19 protein-coding genes are annotated in these 22,748 nt (G+C 38.3%); 13 read left to right on the top strand and 6 right to left on the bottom strand.

The genetic code is table 11. From position 1 onward, the window contains the following. Positions 1-4 precede the first annotated feature (4 nt). The gene (locus AADJ06_RS11550) at positions 5-967 is read right to left on the bottom strand and encodes a nucleoside hydrolase (RefSeq protein ID WP_341226605.1); all 963 of its coding nucleotides are present in this window, start codon (positions 965-967) and stop codon (positions 5-7) included. Positions 968-1,274: 307 nt separating this feature from the next. On the opposite strand from AADJ06_RS11550, the gene AADJ06_RS11545 reads away from it, so the two are divergent. The 4 genes from AADJ06_RS11545 (at position 1,275) to AADJ06_RS11530 (ending at position 6,987) form a co-directional block, all read left to right on the top strand. Then, a complete protein-coding gene (locus AADJ06_RS11545; protein ID WP_341226604.1) occupies positions 1,275-1,937 on the top strand; it encodes an ABC transporter ATP-binding protein in 663 nt (220 codons plus the stop codon). A 23-nt stretch (positions 1,938-1,960) separates the two neighbouring features. Next, complete coding sequence (locus tag AADJ06_RS11540) at positions 1,961-3,259, top strand: TolC family protein (protein WP_341226603.1); 1,299 nt, start codon at positions 1,961-1,963, stop codon at positions 3,257-3,259. Between the two features lie 94 nt (positions 3,260-3,353). After that, positions 3,354-4,529: a serine hydrolase domain-containing protein gene (locus AADJ06_RS11535; protein WP_341226602.1), complete on the top strand. Its 1,176-nt coding sequence runs from the start codon at positions 3,354-3,356 to the stop codon at positions 4,527-4,529. A 58-nt stretch (positions 4,530-4,587) separates the two neighbouring features. Then, entirely contained in the window at positions 4,588-6,987 is a 2,400-nt protein-coding gene (locus AADJ06_RS11530) for an FtsX-like permease family protein (RefSeq protein ID WP_341226601.1), read from the top strand. Between the two features lies 1 nt (position 6,988). Here the strand turns inward: AADJ06_RS11530 and AADJ06_RS11525 are convergent, their stop codons facing one another. Beyond that, entirely contained in the window at positions 6,989-7,465 is a 477-nt protein-coding gene (locus tag AADJ06_RS11525) for a hypothetical protein (RefSeq protein ID WP_341226600.1), read from the bottom strand. A 130-nt stretch (positions 7,466-7,595) separates the two neighbouring features. Here AADJ06_RS11525 and AADJ06_RS11520 point away from each other — a divergent pair, with 130 nt between their 5' ends. The 5 genes from AADJ06_RS11520 to AADJ06_RS11500 all read left to right on the top strand — a co-directional run bounded on the left by AADJ06_RS11520 (position 7,596) and on the right by AADJ06_RS11500 (position 13,153). After that, complete coding sequence (locus AADJ06_RS11520; RefSeq protein WP_341226599.1) at positions 7,596-8,426, top strand: winged helix-turn-helix domain-containing protein; 831 nt, start codon at positions 7,596-7,598, stop codon at positions 8,424-8,426. A gap of 66 nt (positions 8,427-8,492) precedes the next feature. Beyond that, the gene (locus AADJ06_RS11515) at positions 8,493-9,206 is read left to right on the top strand and encodes a (Fe-S)-binding protein (RefSeq protein WP_341226598.1); all 714 of its coding nucleotides are present in this window, start codon (positions 8,493-8,495) and stop codon (positions 9,204-9,206) included. Next, a complete protein-coding gene (locus tag AADJ06_RS11510) occupies positions 9,203-10,567 on the top strand; it encodes a lactate utilization protein B (protein WP_341226597.1) in 1,365 nt (454 codons plus the stop codon). The genes AADJ06_RS11515 and AADJ06_RS11510 overlap by 4 nt, the downstream gene beginning before the upstream one ends. Continuing rightward, complete coding sequence (locus AADJ06_RS11505) at positions 10,564-11,142, top strand: LUD domain-containing protein (RefSeq protein ID WP_341226596.1); 579 nt, start codon at positions 10,564-10,566, stop codon at positions 11,140-11,142. The genes AADJ06_RS11510 and AADJ06_RS11505 overlap by 4 nt, the downstream gene beginning before the upstream one ends. 376 nt (positions 11,143-11,518) lie before the next feature. After that, on the top strand, positions 11,519-13,153 hold the full coding sequence (locus tag AADJ06_RS11500) for a ribulokinase (protein WP_341226595.1): 1,635 nt from the start codon (positions 11,519-11,521) through the stop codon (positions 13,151-13,153). Here AADJ06_RS11500 and AADJ06_RS11495 read toward each other — a convergent pair. Beyond that, positions 13,150-13,608, bottom strand: a complete 459-nt coding sequence (locus AADJ06_RS11495; protein WP_341226594.1) for a GyrI-like domain-containing protein — start codon at positions 13,606-13,608, stop codon at positions 13,150-13,152. The genes AADJ06_RS11500 and AADJ06_RS11495 overlap by 4 nt on opposite strands. A gap of 177 nt (positions 13,609-13,785) precedes the next feature. Here AADJ06_RS11495 and AADJ06_RS11490 point away from each other — a divergent pair, with 177 nt between their 5' ends. From AADJ06_RS11490 to AADJ06_RS11480, 3 genes are all read left to right on the top strand, one after another. After that, positions 13,786-14,670: a sulfite exporter TauE/SafE family protein gene (locus AADJ06_RS11490; RefSeq protein WP_341226593.1), complete on the top strand. Its 885-nt coding sequence runs from the start codon at positions 13,786-13,788 to the stop codon at positions 14,668-14,670. Between the two features lie 556 nt (positions 14,671-15,226). After that, positions 15,227-15,622, top strand: coding sequence for a hypothetical protein (locus tag AADJ06_RS11485; protein ID WP_341226592.1), 396 nt, complete (start codon positions 15,227-15,229; stop codon positions 15,620-15,622). A 1-nt stretch (position 15,623) separates the two neighbouring features. Then, positions 15,624-15,824, top strand: coding sequence for a helix-turn-helix transcriptional regulator (locus AADJ06_RS11480; RefSeq protein WP_341226591.1), 201 nt, complete (start codon positions 15,624-15,626; stop codon positions 15,822-15,824). Here AADJ06_RS11480 and AADJ06_RS11475 read toward each other — a convergent pair. From AADJ06_RS11475 to AADJ06_RS11465, 3 genes are read right to left on the bottom strand one after another with little or no spacing between them, the layout of a single operon-like run. Continuing rightward, the gene (locus AADJ06_RS11475; protein WP_341226590.1) at positions 15,821-17,065 is read right to left on the bottom strand and encodes a DUF5009 domain-containing protein; all 1,245 of its coding nucleotides are present in this window, start codon (positions 17,063-17,065) and stop codon (positions 15,821-15,823) included. The genes AADJ06_RS11480 and AADJ06_RS11475 overlap by 4 nt on opposite strands. Positions 17,066-17,101: 36 nt before the next feature. Beyond that, positions 17,102-18,598, bottom strand: coding sequence for a gluconokinase (locus AADJ06_RS11470; protein ID WP_341226589.1), 1,497 nt, complete (start codon positions 18,596-18,598; stop codon positions 17,102-17,104). After that, entirely contained in the window at positions 18,588-19,457 is an 870-nt protein-coding gene (locus AADJ06_RS11465) for an AraC family transcriptional regulator (RefSeq protein ID WP_341226588.1), read from the bottom strand. The genes AADJ06_RS11470 and AADJ06_RS11465 overlap by 11 nt, the downstream gene beginning before the upstream one ends. Positions 19,458-19,597: 140 nt before the next feature. Between AADJ06_RS11465 and AADJ06_RS11460 the strand changes: the two genes are divergently transcribed. Further along, positions 19,598-22,738, top strand: coding sequence for a SusC/RagA family TonB-linked outer membrane protein (locus tag AADJ06_RS11460; protein WP_341226587.1), 3,141 nt, complete (start codon positions 19,598-19,600; stop codon positions 22,736-22,738). Positions 22,739-22,748: the final 10 nt, after the last annotated feature.

The raw sequence follows: 22,748 nt of genomic DNA, 5'->3' as shown, positions 1-22,748 counted from the left end.
GATTTTACCTCAACCTACTCATTACAAGCTTTACCAGTCGCTCATTATCTACTTCCAGCATAACATTAACAGCAGGTCTCCCTCGCCATGGTGCTGAGGCAGGCCTTGTTAAAACGTCATCATCGCCTATAAAAGGCCACGTTTTGCCTAAGCTAAGCCCATCTTGAGTTTCAACTCTTAGCGGGTATTTTCCACCTGAGAAAATAGTAGGGTTTACCAAATAGGCTAAAACAGATGGGTCATGTAGAAAGGAGCCGTCAATTTTGTTATTGGTGGTATTAAAGTTTTCATAGAAAACGTAGGCATCACATACCAGCTTGTTCAATTCCGAATCAGAAGCTGCTCGCACTTCTTTGGCGTCCTTGCTAGTTAATAAAGTAGACTCGGTTACATCCAATCCAATCATGGTCATTGGCCAGTTGGCTCCAAAAACTAAATCTGCAGCTTCAGGGTCATTCAGAATATTGGCTTCGCCAGAAGGAGAAGCATTTCCTGGCACAAAGGCATTTCCGCCCATAATTACCACTTCTTTTACCAGTTCTGCTATTTCAGGAGCTTTTTGCAAAGCCAAGGCCATATTGGTCAATGGCCCCAAAGGCACTAAAGTTATTTCATTCGGGTATTTTTTGACTTGTTCAATTATGAAATCTATCGCCGACAAATCAATGGCTTTCAAACTACTCTTTGGCCTAAAAGTATTGCCAAGCCCGTCATCACCATGAACAAAAGCCACACCACCACCAAAAGGCCTATTCAAAGGTTTTGCTGCCCCAATGGCTACTGGAATATCTGTTCTGCCAGCTACCTCTAAAAGCGTTAAGGCATTGGCAGTGGTCAGTTCCAAACTCACATTACCGTAGATGGTAGTTAGCCCAAGCACCTCCAATTCTGGTGAGTTTAGGGCAAACTGTATAGCCATGGCGTCGTCTACTCCTGGGTCTGTGTCAATGATTATTTTTTGCGGCATTTGTTAGTTCTTGATGTTAAATTCGAAATTAATGCTTTTTCCATGTTCTCTTGTCCATCATCGAACGAGAGCGTTCGCTTTCGGACAGTTTTTTTTAGCCAAATCAAGGCAATCATCTAAATACAAGCGAATTATATATATTGGCATTATTTAAGAAGATTAGTATGCCAAGAGAAAAGCCTTGCGGTCATTCTCCAACACAAATTATGAAAAAGTATAACATTGTTTTTATTTCGGATATTCAGGAATAATTAATATCCATCTATAAGCCCACGGCTAATTGCCAAAGGCTCAGAGCTTAAAATTTATGATAAAACTAAATAACATATCTAAATATTACCCAGCGGGTTTTGGTAAGACATACGTGCTTCGTAATATCAATATTGACGTAAAAGAAGGTGAGTTTGTTTCCATTATGGGACCATCAGGTTCGGGGAAATCTACCTTACTTCACATCTTAGGTCTTTTAGAAGAAGCCTCAGAGGGTGAATACCTTTTTATGGATACGCCCGTTCAGAAATTGAACGAAAAACGTAGAACAGAACTCCACAGAAACGCCATTGGCTTTGTTTTTCAAGCATACCATCTGATAGACGAACTAACCGTTTATGAGAACATCGAAACGCCATTACTTTATAAAGGAATCTCTGGTGCAGAGCGTAAAAGCAAGGTGGCAGACATTCTAGACCGTTTTAATATTGTAGCTAAAAAAGACCTTTTTCCTAGTCAGTTATCGGGTGGGCAGCAGCAGTTAGTGGGTGTAGCTAGAGCATTGGTAACAGAGCCAAAAGTAATTTTTGCGGATGAGCCTACTGGAAACTTACACTCTGAGCAAGCCGACGACATCATGAAGGTTTTTAAGGAGCTAAATGAAAAAGATGGCGTCACAATAATTCAAGTAACACACTCAGAAAAAAACGCAGAATACGGTAATAGAATCATCAGGCTCAAAGACGGCTGGGTAGATTAATGAACAGTTCACAGATTAGAAATATGAAATTTTATATAACACTCTTTTTCTCCTTTGCCCTTTGTTTGGCAAATGCCCAAAGTGTTTCCTTAAAGGAGTGCATTGAGCTAGGCTTAAAAAACCATCCAGATTATCAGGCGGGAGTTTTGAATGCCGAAGCGGCTACTGCTAGCTTGGGCGAGGCCAAAAGCCTTCGTTATCCGTCTATGAGCATTGACGTTTATCAAAGTACCAACACCGGTAGGAGTATTGATAGGTTTACTAATAACTACATTAATGATGTTTACAACAGTACTTACGCTCAGGCAAGTTTGAGTCAACCCATTTTTCAAGGTTTCAGAATTCAGAGTACCATTCAGCAAAATCAATTATTGGTAGAGTCGGAAAAACTAAATTTGGCGTCTACGCAAAACCAGCTTACTATCAGAATTATTCAGGCGTATTTGAATGTATTGGCAAGTCAGGAGCTTTATACAATTGCTCAAAACCAAGTGCTTACTTCAGAAACTCAACTAGACCAAATAAGCAAACGAGTAAATGCAGGTGTTCTAGGAAAAACGGAGGAATTACAAATCAAAACGCAGGTGGCTAACGACCAATTTTCAGAAATCACCGCCTCTGGAAATTTAAGAGCTGCTCGCTTAGCCTTGTTTCAATTGTTAAATGCACAGCTTCCGGACAACACACAATTTGAATCTTTAGATGCGGAGATATTCGCTAAAAGATATGGGAACGAATTAGCCGAGAACGCTATAGAAAACCTCCCAGAAGTAAAGGCGGCTGATTATCAAATCAGAAGTTTTGATAGCAGAATAAGAGCAATTAAAAGTAGTAAACTTCCGAGTCTGAGTTTCTTTGCAGATTGGAACACGTTTTTTGCTTCTTCTAACCCTGAACAAGAGTTTTTTGAACAAATAAACGGCTCTAGAAATGCTTCTTTCTCATTAGCTCTGAGTATACCAATTTTGGGTAGGCTGCAAGCTAATCCAAGGGTTCAGTCTGCTTCTATTCAGAAAAGAATAGCTCAAAATAATTTGGCATCAACCAAGCTTCAGGTCAATCAGGCTGTTCAAACGGCCATTCAAAACTATGAGCTAGCGTCAGAAAGGTATAATAATACGCTCTCCCAGGTAGCCATAAATCAAGAAAATATGGACGCCATTCAGGCTCAAATAAATGCAGGAACAGTGAATTCTATTGAGTTCATTTTGGCAAAGACCAATTTTGATAGAGCAAATTCTAATTTGGTGCAGGCCAAATATGCTTTTCTGCTGCAAGAAAAGATTTTGAAGTTCTATGAAAATGGAGACTGGTCTTTTTAAAGAACCGCACACAAACTCCTACCTTTTAAAATAATTTGCTCAATGGCATAGTGGGTTTTTCATATTAAGATGTCTTACTAAAAACATCATACTTATGAAAAACCCATTTATCATTCCTGCTATTATACTTTTCCTTTTCACTGGTTGTAATAAAATAAATCCAAAACCTGGTGACGAGGCTCTAAGCCAATACCTTGAAAAAAAAATGCACGCCTCCGAAATTATAGGTATGCAAGCCGCATACATGAAAAATGGAGAATTAGCTTGGAACAAAAGTTACGGTATAAAAAACATAGAAACCAATGAAGCGGTAAACGATAAAACATTGTTTATGATAGCTTCTAGCTCTAAGCCAGTCACGGCAACAGCTCTAATGAGGTTAGCCGATTTAGGACTTATTGATTTAGATGCAGACATTAATAATTACTTACCCTTCAAAATTCGTAACCCGAATTTTCCAAATGAAACCATTAGTGCTCGAATGCTACTGACTCATACCTCTTCTTTAAAGGACGATTGGGATACGTTAGACCCCCTTTATACCTTAGAAGATGGTGGAGATTCACCTATTGAATTGAAAGATTTTGTGCCGGGATATTTTCTAGAGAACGGTACATATTATAACAGAGAAACCAATTTTCATGTAAAGAAACCGGGCAGTTATTGGGATTATTGCAATATGGGCTATGTTATCATTGGTTTTTTAATTCAAGAGATTACCGAAAAACCCTTTGAAACCTATATGGCTGAAGATTTTTTTCCCTTACTGGGGATGAATGATTCATATTGGTTTCTACGAGATATTCCTCATGATAATATTGCTAAACCACATGAAATATCAAAAAAATCTGAAACTAAGATGTATCCTCATTATGGTTACCCTGATTTTCCTGACGGTCAGTTGAGAACTACGGTGGTTGACTATGCGAAGTTTCTTGAAATCTTTTTAAATGAAGGAATAGCAAATGGACAGCAGTTTCTTAAACAAGAAACCGTAAAAGACTTTTTGAAAGTTCAATTCCCAGCAGTTCATAAACATCAGGCGATATCATGGAATTATGACGAAATGGAAAGTTTTATTTATTATCGCTTTATGCCAAGACTAGCTTCGCATACAGGCGGAGACCCTGGTGTAGCCACAGTAATTAGTTTTGATCCCAGTACAAAAACAGCCGCCATTGTTTTTACTAATTCACCACCATATAGCACCTTAAAGGCAAAAAACTTATACCTAGATATGGTCAAGCGGCTCCTTAGGGCAGCTCTATAAGAAAAGTTAAAAACGTTAAAAGTCAAGGGATTATTCTCTTGGCTTTTTACTTTTAATTATGCTCAAAAACTACCTTAAAACAGCCTGGCGAAACCTAATTAGAAAACGCTCTTTTTCATTAATGATGCTTACAGGTCCTTCTGTAGGTTTGGCGTTTTCTTTCATTATTGGCAGCTATGCTTGGTCTGAATTGCAAGTCAATCAACACTTAAAAAACATTGACCGCCAGTTCCTTTTAAAGAGTGAATGGAAGCAAGAGGGAAGGTCGCCTGATTTTGTAACTCCTGCCCCCTTAGCGGAAGCATTGAAGAGTCAATATCCACATCTGGTGGCCAATGCTTATACTTATGATGGCATAGGCGTTACTTTTCAAAACGAAGATATTGTCTATACAGAATCTGTTCAATTAGGCGATAACATTCTAGAAATGTATGGCTTAAAATTAAGCCAAGGAAGTGCTAAGACAGCTCTTGACAACCCATACAGCATGGTGATTTCTGAGAAAATGGCTTTAAAGTATTTTGGCAAAACAGAGGTGCTAAACCAAACACTTGAAGTTGAGTCTTTCAGTGGCGAAAGAAGACCTTTTAGAATTTCCGGCGTTTTGGCCAAAGCTCCATATAATTCGGTTTTGCAGTTGATAAATGATGAGCTTCCAGTTTTAATGTCAAAAGAAAGTTTGCGTTATTTTGGCAGATATGAAAGCATTAATCAATGGCAAAACTTGTTTGCTGTCAATAACATTGAACTTGCCAAGGGTATTTCTCCTGCACAATTAGAAAAGCCAATAGAGGACTTGTTAAGCACAAATACGCCTGCTGATATTTCAGAGAATTTAAGCATCAAACTAGCAGATTATAAAACGCTGTATCTGACAGATAAAAATGGTTTTGTTCAGAAAAACATTAACACTCTGCTCGCCATAGCTCTGGTGATGCTACTAATTGGAATCATAAATTTCATCAACATTTCGCTAGGGGCATCTTCCAACAGATTAAAGGAAATTGGCATCAGAAAAACACTAGGCAGCAACAGAAAGCAATTGGTCTTTCAGCTGCTTTTAGAAAGTTGTTTACTCTCGTTTATAGCTTTTATAATCGGTCTAATTATTTATCAATCTGGGAAAAACTATTATTCTGAGGTATTAGGAAAACCCTTGGTTTCGCTATTTGAAATCAATGCTGCTTTTTTCGGAATAGCCTTTCTTTTTAGTTTACTCATTGGTGTGTTGGCTACTCTTTTTCCTGCTTTGATTATTTCTAAACTACATGTGGTTTTGGCTGTCAAAAACCGGTTCCAGAGTATTTCAGGACAAACAAATCTGAGGCGTTTCCTTATCGGGGTTCAGTTTGCTATGGCACTTTTTGTAGGTTTTGGAGCTTTGGTGGTTGACAAGCAAATAAATTACTTCTTTGAAAAAGACCTCGGGTTTAGCCAGCAGCAGATGGTCTATTTAACCCTTCCGAGAGATTGGTCGCCAAAAGGTATTTCTAAAATGAAAACCATTAGAGCCGACTTTGAAACTTTACCAGAGGTGGAAAAAGGAAGCATTTCTTATGAAATTCCTGACGGAAAGGTTGGTATGAGAACCGCAATTAAGAAAACTAACAGCAACCAATCCTCACAAGTATTTGCTGAATCTTTACAAACAGATGAAGCTTATGCAGATACTTATAATTTAAAGCTTTTGGCCGGTAGATTCCATAAAGCAGGAAGCGAACCCAATAATCAAATCATTTTGAATGAAACAGCGGTTAAAAACGTAGGATTTACTACGCCAGAAGATGCTATTAATCAAACCGTTTATTTAGAGACTTATCAAGGCGATTTTCAAATTATTGGCGTACTTTCTGATTTTCACTTCGCTAGTTTTCATCAAGAGATAGGTCCGTTGGTGTTTATGAACATCAATAATTCCAACATCTACAGATACCTTTCTTTACGTTTATCTGAATCTGATTTTGGCGAAGCTAAAAAAAGTATTGAAGCCAAATGGCAACAGGTTTTCCCCAACTCACCCTTTATTTATCAAACACAAGAAACGAATTTGGCCAATCTTTATGGTTCAGAAATTCGCTTAAAAAAGGCTTCACGACTAGCCACACTTTTGGCTCTAATTTTAGTTAGTCTCGGAGTTTTGGGCACACTCTCTTTGAACGTTTCAAAAAGACTAAAAGAGTTAAGCCTCAGAAGGGTATTGGGAGCAAATTATGTCTCTGTCAACTGGCTACTAATAAAAGAGTTTGTCTTTATTCTTTTGGTGGCATTATCGCTGGCTCTTCCTTTTACATATTATGTTTTAAGAGACTGGCTTCAGAACTATGCCTTCCGCATTTCAATGCCCACGATGAGTTTTGTTTTTGTGGTGATTTGTTTTTTGAGCATCATTATAACACTTGCCATTTTTCAAATCAGCAAAGCCTTACGCCTAAACCCAGTAGAACATTTGAAGGAATAAATCAGGGAATCAAATTCAATATTCTCTTGGCTTTATAATGTTCCTTTTTGACAGGTCTTATAATCAGATGGTCATTTACTTGGGCATATTTAAACACCTCCGAAATCTCAATAGAATAAAACTGTTTGTAAAAAACAGGCACGGGAGAAGGGTAAACTATTACGCCATTTCTTCTTAGACTAATCTCAAAAGGAATTTTGGTTCTTTCCTTAGAATATGGGTCCCCTCGTACCACAGATAATTGACCTGTGGTGCGAAGGTTGAAATTATTATAATCAAAAGGCTTCCCATCTATAATTATTGGGTCGGCGTAAAATGGCTCGTCCTTTCCTAGCTCATTCCGCTCTGTTTCATTATCTCTTTCAATAAGCCAAGCCTTATCGCCTTTAATTATAGAGTCCCAATCTTGTGCACTTGAGGCTATTGAAATTGAGAGAAAAACCAACATCGAAGCCCCTACTTTCATAAATTTATTCATTCGCTTTTTTTGATAAAAGTACCTGAGCTAATCACCCTAAAGATAAATGACACTGTAAAAAGATATGTAAAAAAGTGTAAAAAGGGCTTTTACTAAATGTTCTAGCCGTGCAAAAGTTTACCTTTAAGCAATGATTCGTCTCTTCTATGTTCTTCTTTTTATAGGCCTATTTACTATGACACCTTCTGCACAGCAGGCATCCTTTGATGAGGCTAAAACAGAAGTGGTCATGCGAATGATAGGTTATCAGGTTTTGCTACAAAACTCCGACAGCACCACACGTGTTTTACCTGTCAAAAAACTTACTGATACGCAATACCAAATAAGATTTAATGGCCCGATTTCTTTAAATCCTGACTCTCTGGTCAACATTGTAAAAAGACAGCTGGATGACAATGAATTGCAAACGTCATACATAGTTAGTGTCAAAGAGTGCCTGATTCAGGAGACCTTGTTTTCCTACGCCATTCTTCAGAAAGGCCAAAAAGAGCTGGTTCCATGTAAAGATAGGGAGCTTGCTAAAGCTTGTTATTTCATTGAAATAAGTTTTGACCAAGAAGCGAAAAGGGATTGGACCATTGCTTATGTTCTATTATTCATTATCGCTTGCTTAACGCTCTTCTTAATTTTCAAAAAACGGAAACTAAAACCTTCGAATAACTTATTAAAAATAGGCAAATATGAATTTGACATGGCCAATCAATGCCTGCAAATAGAGGAGCAAAAAATCAAACTTACTTACAAAGAAACCCAAATTCTGAGCATTTTGGCAGACAGCCCAAATCAACTGATAGAGCGGAATCGTATTCAAAAAGAAGTTTGGGAAGACGAAGGCGTTATAGTAGGCCGGAGTTTGGATATGTACATTTCAAAACTCCGTAAAAAGCTGGCTAAAGACCCAAATATTTCTATTTCCAACAAGCACAGTATAGGTTACGAACTTGCTGTTAAAACCTCTTAAGGCTTGCACCGCATCCATCTATGATGTAACTATGCTATTCATTTGTTAATAATCCAGTAGGAAATCTTGAAAGTATCTCTTTTTGTACCTTGTTATATTGACCAGTTATATCCCAAAACTGGAATAGCTACCTTAAACCTCCTAGAGAAGTTTGGCTGTGAGGTGGAGTTTCATCAAAGTCAAACTTGTTGTGGTCAGCCAATGGCTAATTCGGGTTTTCAGCATTTGACCAAAAAGCTAGACGGACTTAATCAAAACCTTTTTGGAGATGCCGACTATGTGGTTTGTCCTTCTGGAAGCTGCACATTGCATTTAAAAGAACATGTTTTAGGTACACAAACGAAGGTTTACGAACTCTGCGAGTTTTTAACAGATGTATTAAAAGTAGAAAACCTTACGTCAAATTTCCCATACAAGGTTGGCTTGCATCAAAGCTGCCATGGCCTTCGTGGATTAGAATTAGCAAAAAGTTCAGAACTCGTGGCTGAGCCTTTTTCTAAACTAGAGCCGCTATTAAAAATGGTAGGTGGCCTAGAGCTTTCCTATCCAGAAAAGATAGACGAGTGCTGCGGTTTTGGAGGAACGTTCTGTGTGAGTGAAGAAGCTGTGTCAGCTAAAATGGGTCAGGACAAAGCAGCCGAGTTTGAAGCGGATGAGGTAGATTATATCACTAGTGCGGATATGTCTTGTTTGATGCACATTGATGGGATTTTGAAAAGAAAAAAATCAAATATTAAGGTAATTCACATTGCTGAAATTTTAAATGGTTTAGCATCATGAGTGAAGGTAAGCACGCTGATTTAGCAGAAAAACTAACCAACGATACCGACAGAACCGATTGGCATAATAAGTCAATATGGGGTGTTCGTAAAAAACGAGATGTAGCCGCCTTTGGAATTCCCGACTGGGAATTACTGAGAGAAACTGGCTCAAATATCAAAGACTATGTGCTTGATAATCTTCATGATTTACTGATAGAATTTGAGCAAAATGCCATCAAGAACGGCATTCAAGTTCACTGGGCAGCTGATGCACAAGAGCACAACGCCATAGTTCATGGAATTTTGGCAAAGCATAATGTCAAAAAAATAGTCAAGAGTAAATCTATGCTCACGGAAGAATGTGGCTTAAATCCACATTTAGAAAAAAACGGCATAGAGGTTATAGATACCGACTTAGGCGAAAGGATTATCCAGTTGAGAGAGGAGCACCCTAGTCATATTGTAATGCCGGCCATTCACCTGAAAAGAGAAGAGATTAGCGATACTTTTCACGAGTCTTGGGGTACAGAAAAAGGAAACTTTGACCCAAAATATTTGGCCGGAGCAGCCAGAGAAAGTTTACGCCAGGACTTTTTGACGGCAGACGCCGCTCTTACAGGGGTAAATTTTGCGATAGCCGAAACAGGCGAATACGTGGTATGCACCAATGAAGGAAATGCAGACATGGGGGCACATTTAGCACCTGTTCAAATTTCCTGTATGGGTTTAGAGAAGATAATTCCTAAAAGAGAGCATTTGAGTGTAATGCTTCGCTTATTGGCTAGAAGTAGCACAGGGCAGCCCATTACTGCATATTCTAGTCATTTCAAAAAGCCAAGAAAAGGACAAGAAATGCACTTGGTTCTGGTAGATAACGGCCGAAGCAGACATATACAGTTGCCTAAGTTTAAGAATGGCCTAAAGTGCATTAGATGTGCAGCCTGTATGAACACTTGTCCGGTTTACAGAAGAAGCGGCGGGCACTCATATCATGTGACTGTACCAGGGCCTATTGGTTCTATTTTGGCACCAAACACTAACCTCAAAGAATACTCTGACTTACCATTTGCCTCTACTTTATGTGGAGCTTGCAGCAATGTTTGTCCAGTCAAAATTAATATTCATGAGCAGCTTTATGAGTGGCGACAGGTCATTGGAAAAGCTGGACATGTGGAGTCAAGCAAGAAGATAGGATTGAAAGTGATGAATTTCGTTTTGTCAAACCCAAAGGTGTACGACATTGGCGGAAAAATAGGTAAGAAAGCAGTATCTCTATTGCCTTATGCGGTCAATAATCCATTAAACCCATGGTATAAAAGCAGAGAAATGCCAGATATGGACACCGAAAGTTTTAAAGATTGGTATAAGAAAAACAGATGAGCAGCAGAGCCGACATATTAGAAAGACTTAAGAGCCAAACCGCAAATCAAGAGCAAGTTGCTTTGCCAAAATTTGATGTGGAATACATTGGCGACCCGGTCGAAAAATTCAAAACGACTTTAGGAGAACTTTATACCGAGGTTATTGAGGTAAATTCTTTAACGGAAGTTGCCAGCTTTGTAGCAGAGAAATTTGAGGGGAAAAGAATTATTTCCAACGTTAAAATTGATGGATTTCCATACAGTGATATTTGGCAAAGTGAAGACCCACATAGCTTAGAAAATGTAGAGTTTGCCCTATTTGAAGGAACGCTTGGTGTAGCAGAAAACGGAGCCATCTGGATGGCCGATGAACAAATGGGACAGCGAGTAGGCCCTTTTATTTGTCAACGTTTAGGCATTATTGTCAAAAAAGAGAGCATTGTTCCTTTGATGCAGCAAGCCTACGAAAAGCTAGATAGTGGAGCTTCGGGTTTTGGTACATTTATTTCAGGCCCATCCAAAACGGCCGACATAGAGCAATCTTTAGTGGTAGGAGCTCATGGCTCTAGAGAACTTTTTGTTTTTCTGACTTAAGAAAAGTATTTGATTTATATTTTTTTGTGAGAAGTAAAAACAAAAAAAGTAATTCATAATAAAGCCCTGTGCTGTTTGAGCACAACCGAAATTCTGACCCCCAAAGGTTAAAATATAAGGGCAATATTATGAGAATTTTGTTTGTGTGAGTTTACAGGGTGATGTTTTTTTTGCCTCGTTTTTTTTCGAAAAAAAATGAGGTCCCGACTGGAAAGTCAGCCAAAGGAAATGATGAGGATTGTTGCGTAAATAGAGATAAAAGACGTTTCTCTATTGCAAAAATAGTTTTTGAAGTGTTCCGAAATTTAGTCGGCACTCGTAATTAAAAAGAATGTATAAGTTTTATCTTTAAGCCTACAACGATAAACCCTCTGAAATGACTTCTAAATACACCATTGGAATAGATTTTGGCTCAGACTCCGTCAGAGCCCTCATAGTTAATGCAGAAAATGGTGAAAGCCAAGGTACAGCTGTATGCTATTATCCGAGATGGAAAGAAGGAAAATACTGTGACCCTGCCGCTTCGCAATTTAGACAGCACCCCTTAGATTATATTGAAAGTTTAGAGTCTGCCGTAAAAGGAGCTCTAGCAGAAGCTGGCTCGGAGATAGCAAAAAACGTTGTTGGAATGTCTGTAGACACCACGGGCTCAACGCCAGTGGCAGTTGACAGAAATGGAACTCCCTTAGCTCTTTTACCTGAGTTTTCTGAAAACCCTAATGGGATGTTTATTCTTTGGAAAGACCATACAGGTAATGCTGAAGCTGAAGAAATAAACGAATTAGCTCATAATGGCTCCATAGATTACACTAAATACGTAGGAGGTATTTATTCGTCGGAATGGTTTTGGGCTAAAATATTAAGAACACTTAGGGTAGATGAGCAAGTAAGAGCAAAAGCCTTTTCGTGGGTAGAGCACTGCGACTGGATTTCAGCGGAATTGACAGGAAACACCAATCCACTAACACTTAAAAGAAGTCGATGTGCGGCAGGTCATAAAGCCATGTGGCATGAGGAGTTTGAAGGGCTTCCTTCTGAGGAATTTCTTACTGAATTAGACCCTTTACTTTCTGGTTTAAGAGATAGACTCTACTCAGAAACTTTCACCTCAGATGAGGCCATGGGCTTTATTTCACCTAAATGGGCAAGCAAACTAGGGGTACCAGAAAACGTGGTTATAGGCGTAGGTGCCTTTGACGCTCATATGGGCGGCGTAGGTGCAGAAATTGAACCCTATTCCCTCGTACGAGTAATGGGAACATCTACCTGTGATATGTTGGTAGCTCCTACAGCAGAGGTAGGGCATTTATTAATCAAAGGAATTTGCGGTCAAGTAGACGGTTCTATTTTGCCAGGAATGCTAGGCATGGAGGCGGGTCAATCTGCTTTTGGTGATGTTTACGCATGGTTTCAAAGATTGATTCTTGGGCCGGTCAACGACCTTATCACAGACCAAGCCATTAAAGATAAAATGGCGGACGAATTGATTCCTCATTTGGCAGACAAGGCTTCTCAACTAGCCCTAACAGAAAACGATGCCATAGCCCTAGACTGGTTTAATGGCAGACGAACACCTGACGCCAACCATACGCTAAAAGGGGCTATTGCAGGTTTAAATTTAGGCAGTGATGCCGCCGTGGTTTTTAAAGCACTGGTAGAAGCTACCGCTTTTGGTGCAAAAGCCATTGTTGATAGATTTATATCAGAAGGTGTTCCAATAAAACAGGTGATAGGTATTGGTGGTGTTGCAAATAAATCGTCTTTTGTGATGCAGACATTGGCAGACGTACTCAACATACCCATCAAAGTGGCAGCCTCTGACCAAGCCTGTGCTTTAGGAGCAGGGATGTTTGCCGCTACGGCTGCCGGTATTTATGACAATTTAGAAGAAGCTCAAAAAGCAATGGGTTCGGGATTTGATAAAGAATATCACCCAAACCCATCAAAAAATGCTGTTTACAATAAGCTGTACGAGAAGTATACGGCCTTTGGTGCATTTGTGGAAGGCTAGTTTACCGCCACAAAAATATCAACCTCGGCATTAGTACGGTCTTGTGATTTTGCACCGAAGACCTCAAAGTCTGTGGTGTACCTTCTATCGGCTCCGCTTTTCCATATTTCCATCCAGGTGTTTCCTACGGCACCTTCATCTAAGTTTCCTTTTGCCATGAATTTGGCATAGGTTCCGCCTCCTATTTCTAAACCTTTCATTCCTTCTGGAATATCATCTAAACTACTGACCTCACAGGCCAAAACCGTGGTATAAGGTTTAGTAAAATCTCCTTCATATTCTGTGTAGATAGAATATATTTCAGAGCCAATAAGATTAGGGATTTTTGACATGACATCTTCCGCCATAAATCTACCCCAAAGAGCCACAATATCGGTTAATGCTTGTTCTTCATGATTGGTAGTTCTTACCCAAATTCCAATTACTTTCTTTGCTGCTAATTCTTGTTTTTCCATTTGTTCGTTTTCTTTTGATACAAACTAAATTGACCGAGGTGACAACCGTTTGTCAGTAGCAATAAAGTATTCGATAAATATATTTAGTCTATTATCCTTATAGATTAACTAGAGTATAGTTTATTTGTAAAATTTTTAGTGCTCTAGAAATCGTAAATAAATCTTTTCTCAAAACAAATGAATTCAAAAACTCTAACAAGTAATATGCTCGAGGCTAATAAGCTTTGGTACATAATACCTGCTGTCCTGCTTACAGGACTTTCCGTTTTCTTGTTTATAAACTATTCTGAGAGCTTTACCATTGAAAAAGTCAAAAACGGATTTAATCAAGAGTTCCTCATATTTTTGGCCATTGGCGTTTTTGCCCAATTAGTAGATGGTACCTTAGGCATGGGCTATGGAGCTACCTCCACCACTTTCTTGCTTTCTTTTGGTGTGCATCCTGCTACCAGTAGCATGGCGGTTCATGTAGCAGAAATGTTTACCACAGGTGCTTCCGCCATATCGCATTATAGATTTAAAAACATCAATAAAAAACTGGTTTTAAACTTGATAGTTCCGGGCATTGCAGGTGCCATAATTGGTGCGTATTTATTGGCAGATGTGATAGATGGGGAAGCCATAAAACCCTTCATAGCCATCTACATGATAATACTGGCCGCAACCATTATTATTAAGGGTTTAAAGAAAAACATCAAAAAGAAGAAAAGTAAAAATCTAGGTTTATTAGCCGGCTTTGGTGGTTTTATGGACTCCATTGGCGGTGGTGGTTGGGGGCCAATTGTCACCTCTACACTCATGGGCAGAGGAAGAGACCCAAGATATACCATTGGCTCTGTAAATACAGCAGAGTTTGCCATTGCTTTTGCCAGTGGCATCACCTTTGTGCTTTTTGAAGGCATTAGTGGGTGGCGAGTGATTGCAGGATTAGTAGTAGGCGGTATTATAGCCGCACCGGTTGGAGCCTACTTTTTAAATAAAATTCCAAGAAAACCAGCAACTATTTTGGTGGGTTTCGTTCTGATTATTTTAAGTGTTAGAACGCTTATTCGGCTTATTTAATAGAAACATTCAATTAAAATAATCTTTCTCTTTTTAGCAGTACCTGAGTTTTGATGACTTCAAGAAAGAAATTAATATTTGTCTTTATGTAATTTATAGTTTACATTTGAACGGTCTACTTTACATAAACATACGACATGAAGTTTCAATTTTTACCCCACTACTTTAAATATATTGGCTTAATCCTTTATTTTTCTTTTGGCCTTGGCTCAGGATTGCAAGCGTTTATTAATGGCTTTTATGGGCTCCCTGAAGACATTAAAACGCTTGGCATCCATCCTATTTTTTTTTCGGAGAAGTTCGATTTAATCCAATACTTTGGGATTTTCATTTACGCGTTTTCCAAGGATAAAATCATTGACGAATTCATGATCTATAGGAGGCTTGAAAGTATGTATATTACTTTTTTGGCTAGCCTAGTTTTTATATTTCTACGTTTACTTTTCAATATCGACTGGCAAATAGATGCTTCTTATTTTTTCGAAACTCAGATTCTCCTTTTTCTTATAATTAACAAGTGCCGAAAACATTTTTCCTTGTCTAGCTTTTAAACTCCATGAAATATCAATTCTTACCTCATTATTTTAAGTATATCGCCTTAATATCCTTTATCCCTGTTGGAGTAATATCGATAATAAACGGATGGAATGAGGCTCACTGGACAGCCAATGGCATAACATTTCAGCATTCTGAATTTGAGTTCTTACTAACCCTTACTACATTAATTAGTATCATAATTTATGCTTTAGCAAAAGACAAGATCTTTGATGATTATATTCAAAAGATAAGGATGGAAAGCATTTATCTTGTTTTCTTTGGCACTTTAGTATACATCGGTATTCGACTAATTATTGACAAGAATTGGTCAATGGAAGCTTCAACATTATGTTTCTATCAAATAGTCTTTTATCTTTTATTAAATAAAGTGAGGAAAAACACACTGCCAGATTAAAATGAAAAACCTAATACGTGTGGAAAGGGCAAGGTTGGAAATGTCTCAAATTGAATTGGCCAAAATAATAGGGGTTACACGTCAAACAATCTATGCTATTGAAAAAGGAAAGTTTACACCCTCTGTAATTCTGGCTTTTAAATTGGCAAAAGCACTTAAAGTTGATATTAACTATCTCTTTACACTAGATGAAACGGACTAAACCTTTACAAAAATCTTCTTCCTATAAAAGACGGCCAATACAGCAAACCAGAATAATAGATAAAGGATTGCCCAAGAAAGCGAAGCATATTTTGGGTCAGCAAAAATTGGCACCAAACCATTGGAATAAACATATTGCTGAAAGCCCACACCATCTATTTTGACTGTAGAAAGTACTCTTGGAATGATACCAGAGAAAAAGAAAATTAGCATTGGGTTTACCCCAAAAATTAAGAATGGCTTTATCCAGAATTTAATGTCACGCTCTTCTACCACAAAGTAAATCAAGGCCATAAGTAAAGTAGCCAAACCAGCAGTATAAAGAACATAAGAAGAAGTCCATAAAGCCTTATTAATAGGGAAAGCCTTGTTCCAGAAAAAACCTACGACTACCAAGGCCAAGCCAACATAAATCAAATAGTTTACTCGCTCCTTGTCATATTTCTCCTTAGTTAAAAGGGTACCTATAAATACACCTATTAAACCTGTCGCGAAGGCAGGAAGCGTACTGAAAAGTCCTTCAGGGTCCCAAGTTTTAGAGGATGCCCACATGTGTCCGCTAAGAAATATTCTGTCAAAAGCCGCTGCTACGTTTACATCTTTATCAAATACACTTGTTACTCCGTCTATTGGAACCAAAGCCATGGCCGCCCAATACCCCAAAAGAAGAACCACACAAATACCCGCCAATACCTTTAATGAAAATTTATTATAAAGAATAGCTACCACAAAATACACTAAACCTATACGCTGCAACACACCAGGAATTCTGACATTTTCAAAGCCTGAAACAGGTAAAAAAGCCAATGTGAATAAAATCGCTAGAAAACCGAGAACTACATAAAGCTGCCTTTTCAAATCATATTTGGTCAATAATAGATAATAGACCAAAGCCACAAAAATCAACCTCACCATCAAAAGGGAGTAGCCTTCAAGACCAAAGAGGTGAATTTTAGAAAAGAAATTTAGAAAGAGACCAAGTGAGAAAATTCTTAATGCTCTAACCGTAATTTTCAGGAAAGTAGTTTTGTCAAATGAAGGTTCTGGCGAAGCCAAAACGGTGGTTATACCAACCACAAAAAGAAAGAAAGGGAACACCAAATCTGTAGGGGTGCAGCCATGCCAAGGAGCATGAAGAAAAGGAGATACTACATTTCCCCAGTCTCCTGGGTTATTAACTAAGGTCATGAGCATGACCGTTATTCCTCTAAAAACATCAATAGAAGGAAGCCTTTTCTTCATTTAATAGTCGTTTTGTAGTTTTGATATTTCTTCAAATTAAGATTCTAATTTTTGTGTAAGTCGCTCAAAAAGTGCGTAATACTTTGAATAAACCTTGTTTTTCTTTCTATTCGGGTTTTTCATAATCTTTTCAGGAGCTATCTGCAGTGAATCTTCTAAACTTTCATAAACTCCCATAGCCGTTAAGCCCACCATAGCTGCCCCCATATTAGGGCCATGCTTATATGTGCTTACAGAGGCCGGCAGTCCATACATATCGCAGATAATTTCAGACCACAGCGGATTCATAGCATTATAGCCATTTAAGTGAATCGTTTGGAAGTCTCTATGGCTTTTAATAGACCTCCCTATGCTGTAAATTTCGTATAAAATTCCTTCAAGCGTAGCTCTTATAATGTGCTTAGGTTCATGAGTGATATTTAATCCAAAATAAACGCCACGTGCACTTGAGTTCCAAATAGGTGCTCTTTCACCCTGAAGGTAGGGTAAAAATATAAGCCCTTCTGAGCCTTCTTTAACCTTTGCTGTCTCATTATATAGTTTTACCAATAGCTCTTCCATGGGCAAGTCTTGATAGTTATTTCCTAAACCTCTTGCTGCCCATTCAAAAGCCACTCCTCCATTATTCGTAGGCCCTCCACTTATATACTTTCCCTTTTCTAATATATAATTAAAGAAGCTCCCTTTGCCATCTACTAAACATTCTTGACCAAAAACTCTTACCGCTCCAGAGCTAGTTACCGATACCACAGCCTGGTCACTTCTCATAGAACCTGCACTTAATGAGGCCATACAACCATCAGAACTTCCCATTATCAATTTAGTGTTTTTATCTAACCTTAATGAGTTGAGAATAGGAGCTTTAATTTTCAAATCAGAATGAAAGATATTTGCCGGTTTAGAAAAATAAGAAGTATCTAAGTTGGCAAATCTCATAGCATCCGCATCCCAATTAAGCTGGTCTAAATTAAACAGACCTGTGGCAGATGCTATGCTATAGTCTACACAAAACTCTCCGGTCAGTTGATAAATCACATATTCTTTTAAAGAAACAAACCTGCTAATTTTTTCAAATTTCTCCGGTTCATTCTCTCTTATCCATGTGATTTTTGACAGCGGAGACATAGCGTGAATAGGGGTTCCGGTGTTTTTATAAATTCTATCACCCAGCTCCGTTCCTTTCAAAGAGGTAGATATTTCACACGCTCGATTATCTGACCAAATGACTGCATTGCCAAGTGTATTTCCACTTTTATCTAAAGCCAAAACACTGTGCATAGAAGAACTTAAAACAATGCTTTGCACAAAATATTTATCATAAAACGACGCATCATTTAAAATACCTTTCAGCAAAAACATGATGGTAATAAATATTTGCTCAGGATCTTGTTCACTCCAATCTGGATGTGGGTGAAACGTGGGGTAAGACCCTTTTTTAAATATAACTTCTACTCCTAAATAATCAAACCCAATTATTTTAGTGGCAGATGTACCAATGTTAATCGTAAGAATACAGGCCTTTTTAGAATCCATTTTTTCTATAACTTTTAGGAGAGAAACCCGTTAATTTTTTAAAGGTAGAAGAGAAGTGTTGCGAACTGTAAAACCCAAGTTCTAAGGCAATTCTTGTCATAGAAAACTCTGTGTTTTTAATCATACGCATGGCCTCCGCTACTCGCAAGTTTATCAAATATTGCAAAGGAGCAAACCCTGTATAATATTTTATTTTTTCGGTGAAGGCAGTTGTACCCAGCCCTACCATGCTTCCCATTTCATTAACTGTCCATGGGTGCCCTAGGTTTTCTCTCAACATTTTATCCAATTTGAGAAACACTTTTGGAAAGTCATGACTCTGATTGTTTTCAACACTTAAGGCTCTAGTGACTGTAATGAAAAACTCGTCAATCAGCCCGTTTACTCTTGTAACATGTCCTAATTTACATCCTGTCAACTCTTGTACCAGGGTTTGAAGTATTTTCGAAACTTCCTTTAAATCCTGAATTATTAAAGGGAAGTTCTGTTCCAATGCTTGCTTTACAAGTAGGCCATCTGGCACACTAAGCCCGCTCCAGCTTCTATTAAACAAAACACCTTCAAGCTCATCGATAGATAATTCCACATAAGTCCCAGTTTCCAAAATCCCTCCCCCAAAACTTAATAAATCTTTAGGATGCACAACCAATAAATCATGAGGAAGTAAAATACAAGAGATACCATTTACAAACCACTCAAATTTACCCTCTTGTATAAAAAAGAACGTAAGACTTTCAATTTCCAATAGCATAGAACCCTCATCAAACTGTGGTATACTCTTATATACCGCAAACTTCCCAATCTGTTTGAAAGGGTCTAATAGCTCTGCCTGGCCTTGTAATAAAGCTATTGGTGTCATATCATAGGTTGAATAACATATTAAATCTGCGAATTGTACAATTTTTACAAAATCAACCGCCGAAATAATTTGAAAGTTTAATATAAATAAAAGAAGAACTTTTGACACCTATTCAATCTTATAAACCTTAATTATTTAATATGAAGAACAATTACCTCATTCTGTTGAGTTTGGTGCTTCTCTCTTTCGGCACCATTGCTCAACAAATTACGGGAACCGTACGATCAAATGTAGACAATTCAGCCCTCCCAGGTGTATCGGTCGTTGTTAAAGGAACGACAAACGGAACCACGGCAGATGTAAATGGAGCCTATCAAATCACCGCTGGAGCAAATTCAACTTTAGTTTTTAGTTTTGTAGGCTTTAATTCTCAAGAAGTTTTAGTGGGAAACCAAACCACTATAAATATTAATCTTACTGAAGATTCTCAAAGTTTAAATGAAGTAGTAGTTACCGCTCTTGGTATTAAGAAAGATGCCAAAAAGCTAGGTTACGCTACCTCTACAGTAAAAAAGGAAGCACTAACAGAAAACAGACAACCCAACTTTATGAATGCCTTACAGGGTAAAGTGTCTGGTGTAAATATTTCTGCGATGGGAACAGGTCCAGGAGGTACCTCCAAAATCCGAATTCGTGGTCAATCTTCTATTTCTGGTCAAAATACACCACTTATTGTAGTTAACGGTGTACCTATTGATAATACCAACTTTGGTACAAATCAAAACAACGCTGGTTCTGATAACTCTATTGGTGTAAGAAGTGGTGGTGGAATATACTCTGATGGTGGAGATGGTTTATCTTCCATTAACCCAGACGATATTGAAAGCATGACGGTACTAAAAGGTGCCACAGCTGCTGCCCTTTACGGCTCTCGTGCAAAAGATGGTGTAATCATGATTACAACTAAAATGCATGGTGATGGTAAGGGAATCGGTGTTACATACAATACCAACTTTACTACAGAAAGAGCACTTGATTTTACAGATTATCAATATGAATACGGACAGGGGGAGAACGGTGTAAGGCCTACCTCTGAAAATCCGACTTCTGGACAGTGGTCTTTTGGAGAAAAATTTGCTCCTGGCATGACCCAAGTTCTTTTTGACGGGGTAACCGTACCTTACGAGCCTATTAGAGATAGATATGACATCTTTTATAGAACTGGTCAAAACTTTACCAACACAATTTCACTTGCTGGTGGCGATGCTGATGGTGGATTTAATATTTCCTTTTCTAATCTTGATAGCAAGGGTATTATTCCTAACAACAAGTTTAACCGTAAAACAGTAAACTTAGGCTTGTCATATAAGCTGTCTAAAAAGCTCAGCTTTTCTAGTAATATAAACTACTCAAACGAGAATAATACGAACCCTCCTAACATTGCAAACCAAGATAACTCAATACCTACTTCTGTAGCTATCATGGCTAACTCTATGCCTTGGGATTTACTAGACGAGAAAAAGTATGACGCCGATGGAAATGAGTACGTGTATTCAAGGTTCAAAAATAGAACAAACCCTTATTTTACCTTGGCCGACCAATTTCATAACATCCAAAGAGATAGAGTTTTTGGGAATTTATCTTTAAAGTATGATTTAGCCGACTGGTTATTTATTCAAGGTAGAGTAGGTCAAGATTATTGGTCAAGAGACGAAGATTATAATAATTTCCCTACAGGTCAAGCATCTAGAGGACCTGCACCTGCGGGTTTTGTTAATGGTATGTATACCCAAGAGGCTAGAAGGTTCAGAGAAATCAACAAAGACATCTTAATCTCAGGTACTAAAGAGTTTGGAGACTTTGGTCTGGATGTAAACCTAGGTGGAAATCAAATGACACGCCGTTCCGACTTAAACAGTACCCAGGTGACTGATTTTGTAGTAAGAGACCTGTACACTGTAATGAATGGTAGAGTAAAAGACCCAATTTATGCTCTTTCTGAAAGAGCGGTAAACTCTGTTTATGGTTCTGCTGAAGTATCATACAAAGGGGTTCTTTTTATAAACGGTACAGCCAGAAACGACTGGTTCTCTACTCTTGCTGAAGCAAATAGAAGTATTTTCTATCCTTCTGTTTCTGGTAGTTTCGTGTTTTCTCAAGCGATGGCCTCCGCTCCATCTTGGCTGTCTTTTGGTAAGTTAAGAGCAGCTTATGCTGAAGTAGGCTCCGATACTGACGTCTCTCCATATTCCAACTCATTATTTTACGGCATAAACTCCAATTTATTTACAGGACAGCCAGTTGGTAGCTCACAAGGAAGCACTGTGCCAAACTCAGGTTTACGCCCAATGCGTACGTCGGAAGCTGAAGTTGGCTTTGAATTGAAACTTTTCAATAATAGAGTAAGCTTAGATATGGCTGCCTATGAAAAAATCACAAAAGACCAAATAGTCACCGCCCAAATCTCTGATGCTTCTGGTTTTGTGAGCACCCTTATCAATAGTGGAAAGAGTAGAAACAGGGGTGTAGAATGGTTACTTGGAATTACTCCTTTAAAAACAAACGACTTCAGATGGGATTTCACATTTAACGGTTCTTTTAATAAGACCAAAGTGCTTAGCCTATTAACAGATACGCCAGGCGAAAAAATCACTACAGGTACGCATGTATTTAACGGTGAACTAAGACAAGTGGTAGGCGAAGAGCTAGGCCAACTTTACGGTTTTGGCTTTAAAAGAGACGACCAAGGAAGACAAATTTTTGGAGCAAACGGAATTCCAATTAGAACGCCTGATTTAGTTTCTTTTGGTAGTGCATTACATAATTGGGTAGGTGGTTTCACTAACTCGTTTAATTATAAAGGTGTAAATCTGTCTTTCCTAATAGATTTCAAACTGGGAGGAAACATGATGTCTGGTACTAATTTCAACTTAACCAGACATGGCTTGCATCAGCAAACGGTGCCAGGAAGAGACACTGGAGTAATAGGTGAGGGTGTAAATGAAGCCGGCGAACCAAACACTGTGGCGGCTAATTCGCAGCAATATTGGGAGGTTATTCGCTCTCAAGCACTTATTGAGCCTATTATTTATAATGCTGGATTCTGGAAACTTCGTCAGATTAATGCTGGATACGACTTCACTAAATTCCTTCCAGCCAATTTCCCTATCAAGTCTGCCAAGCTAAGCATTGTGGCTAATAATGTACTTATGCTCAAAAAATGGGTACCAAATATTGACCCAGACTCTTTCGGTTATACTTCTGACAACATTGTAGGCTTAGAGTCTACAGGTGTTCCTACCACAAGAGGTCTTGGCTTCAACCTTAACGTTAAATTCTAAAAATCAATTT

The organism is uncultured Arcticibacterium sp. (assembly GCF_964021845.1).
In the GTDB taxonomy this organism is placed as follows: Bacteria; Bacteroidota; Bacteroidia; order Cytophagales; family Spirosomataceae; genus Arcticibacterium.
This window is presented reverse-complemented; position numbering and strand designations above follow the sequence as displayed.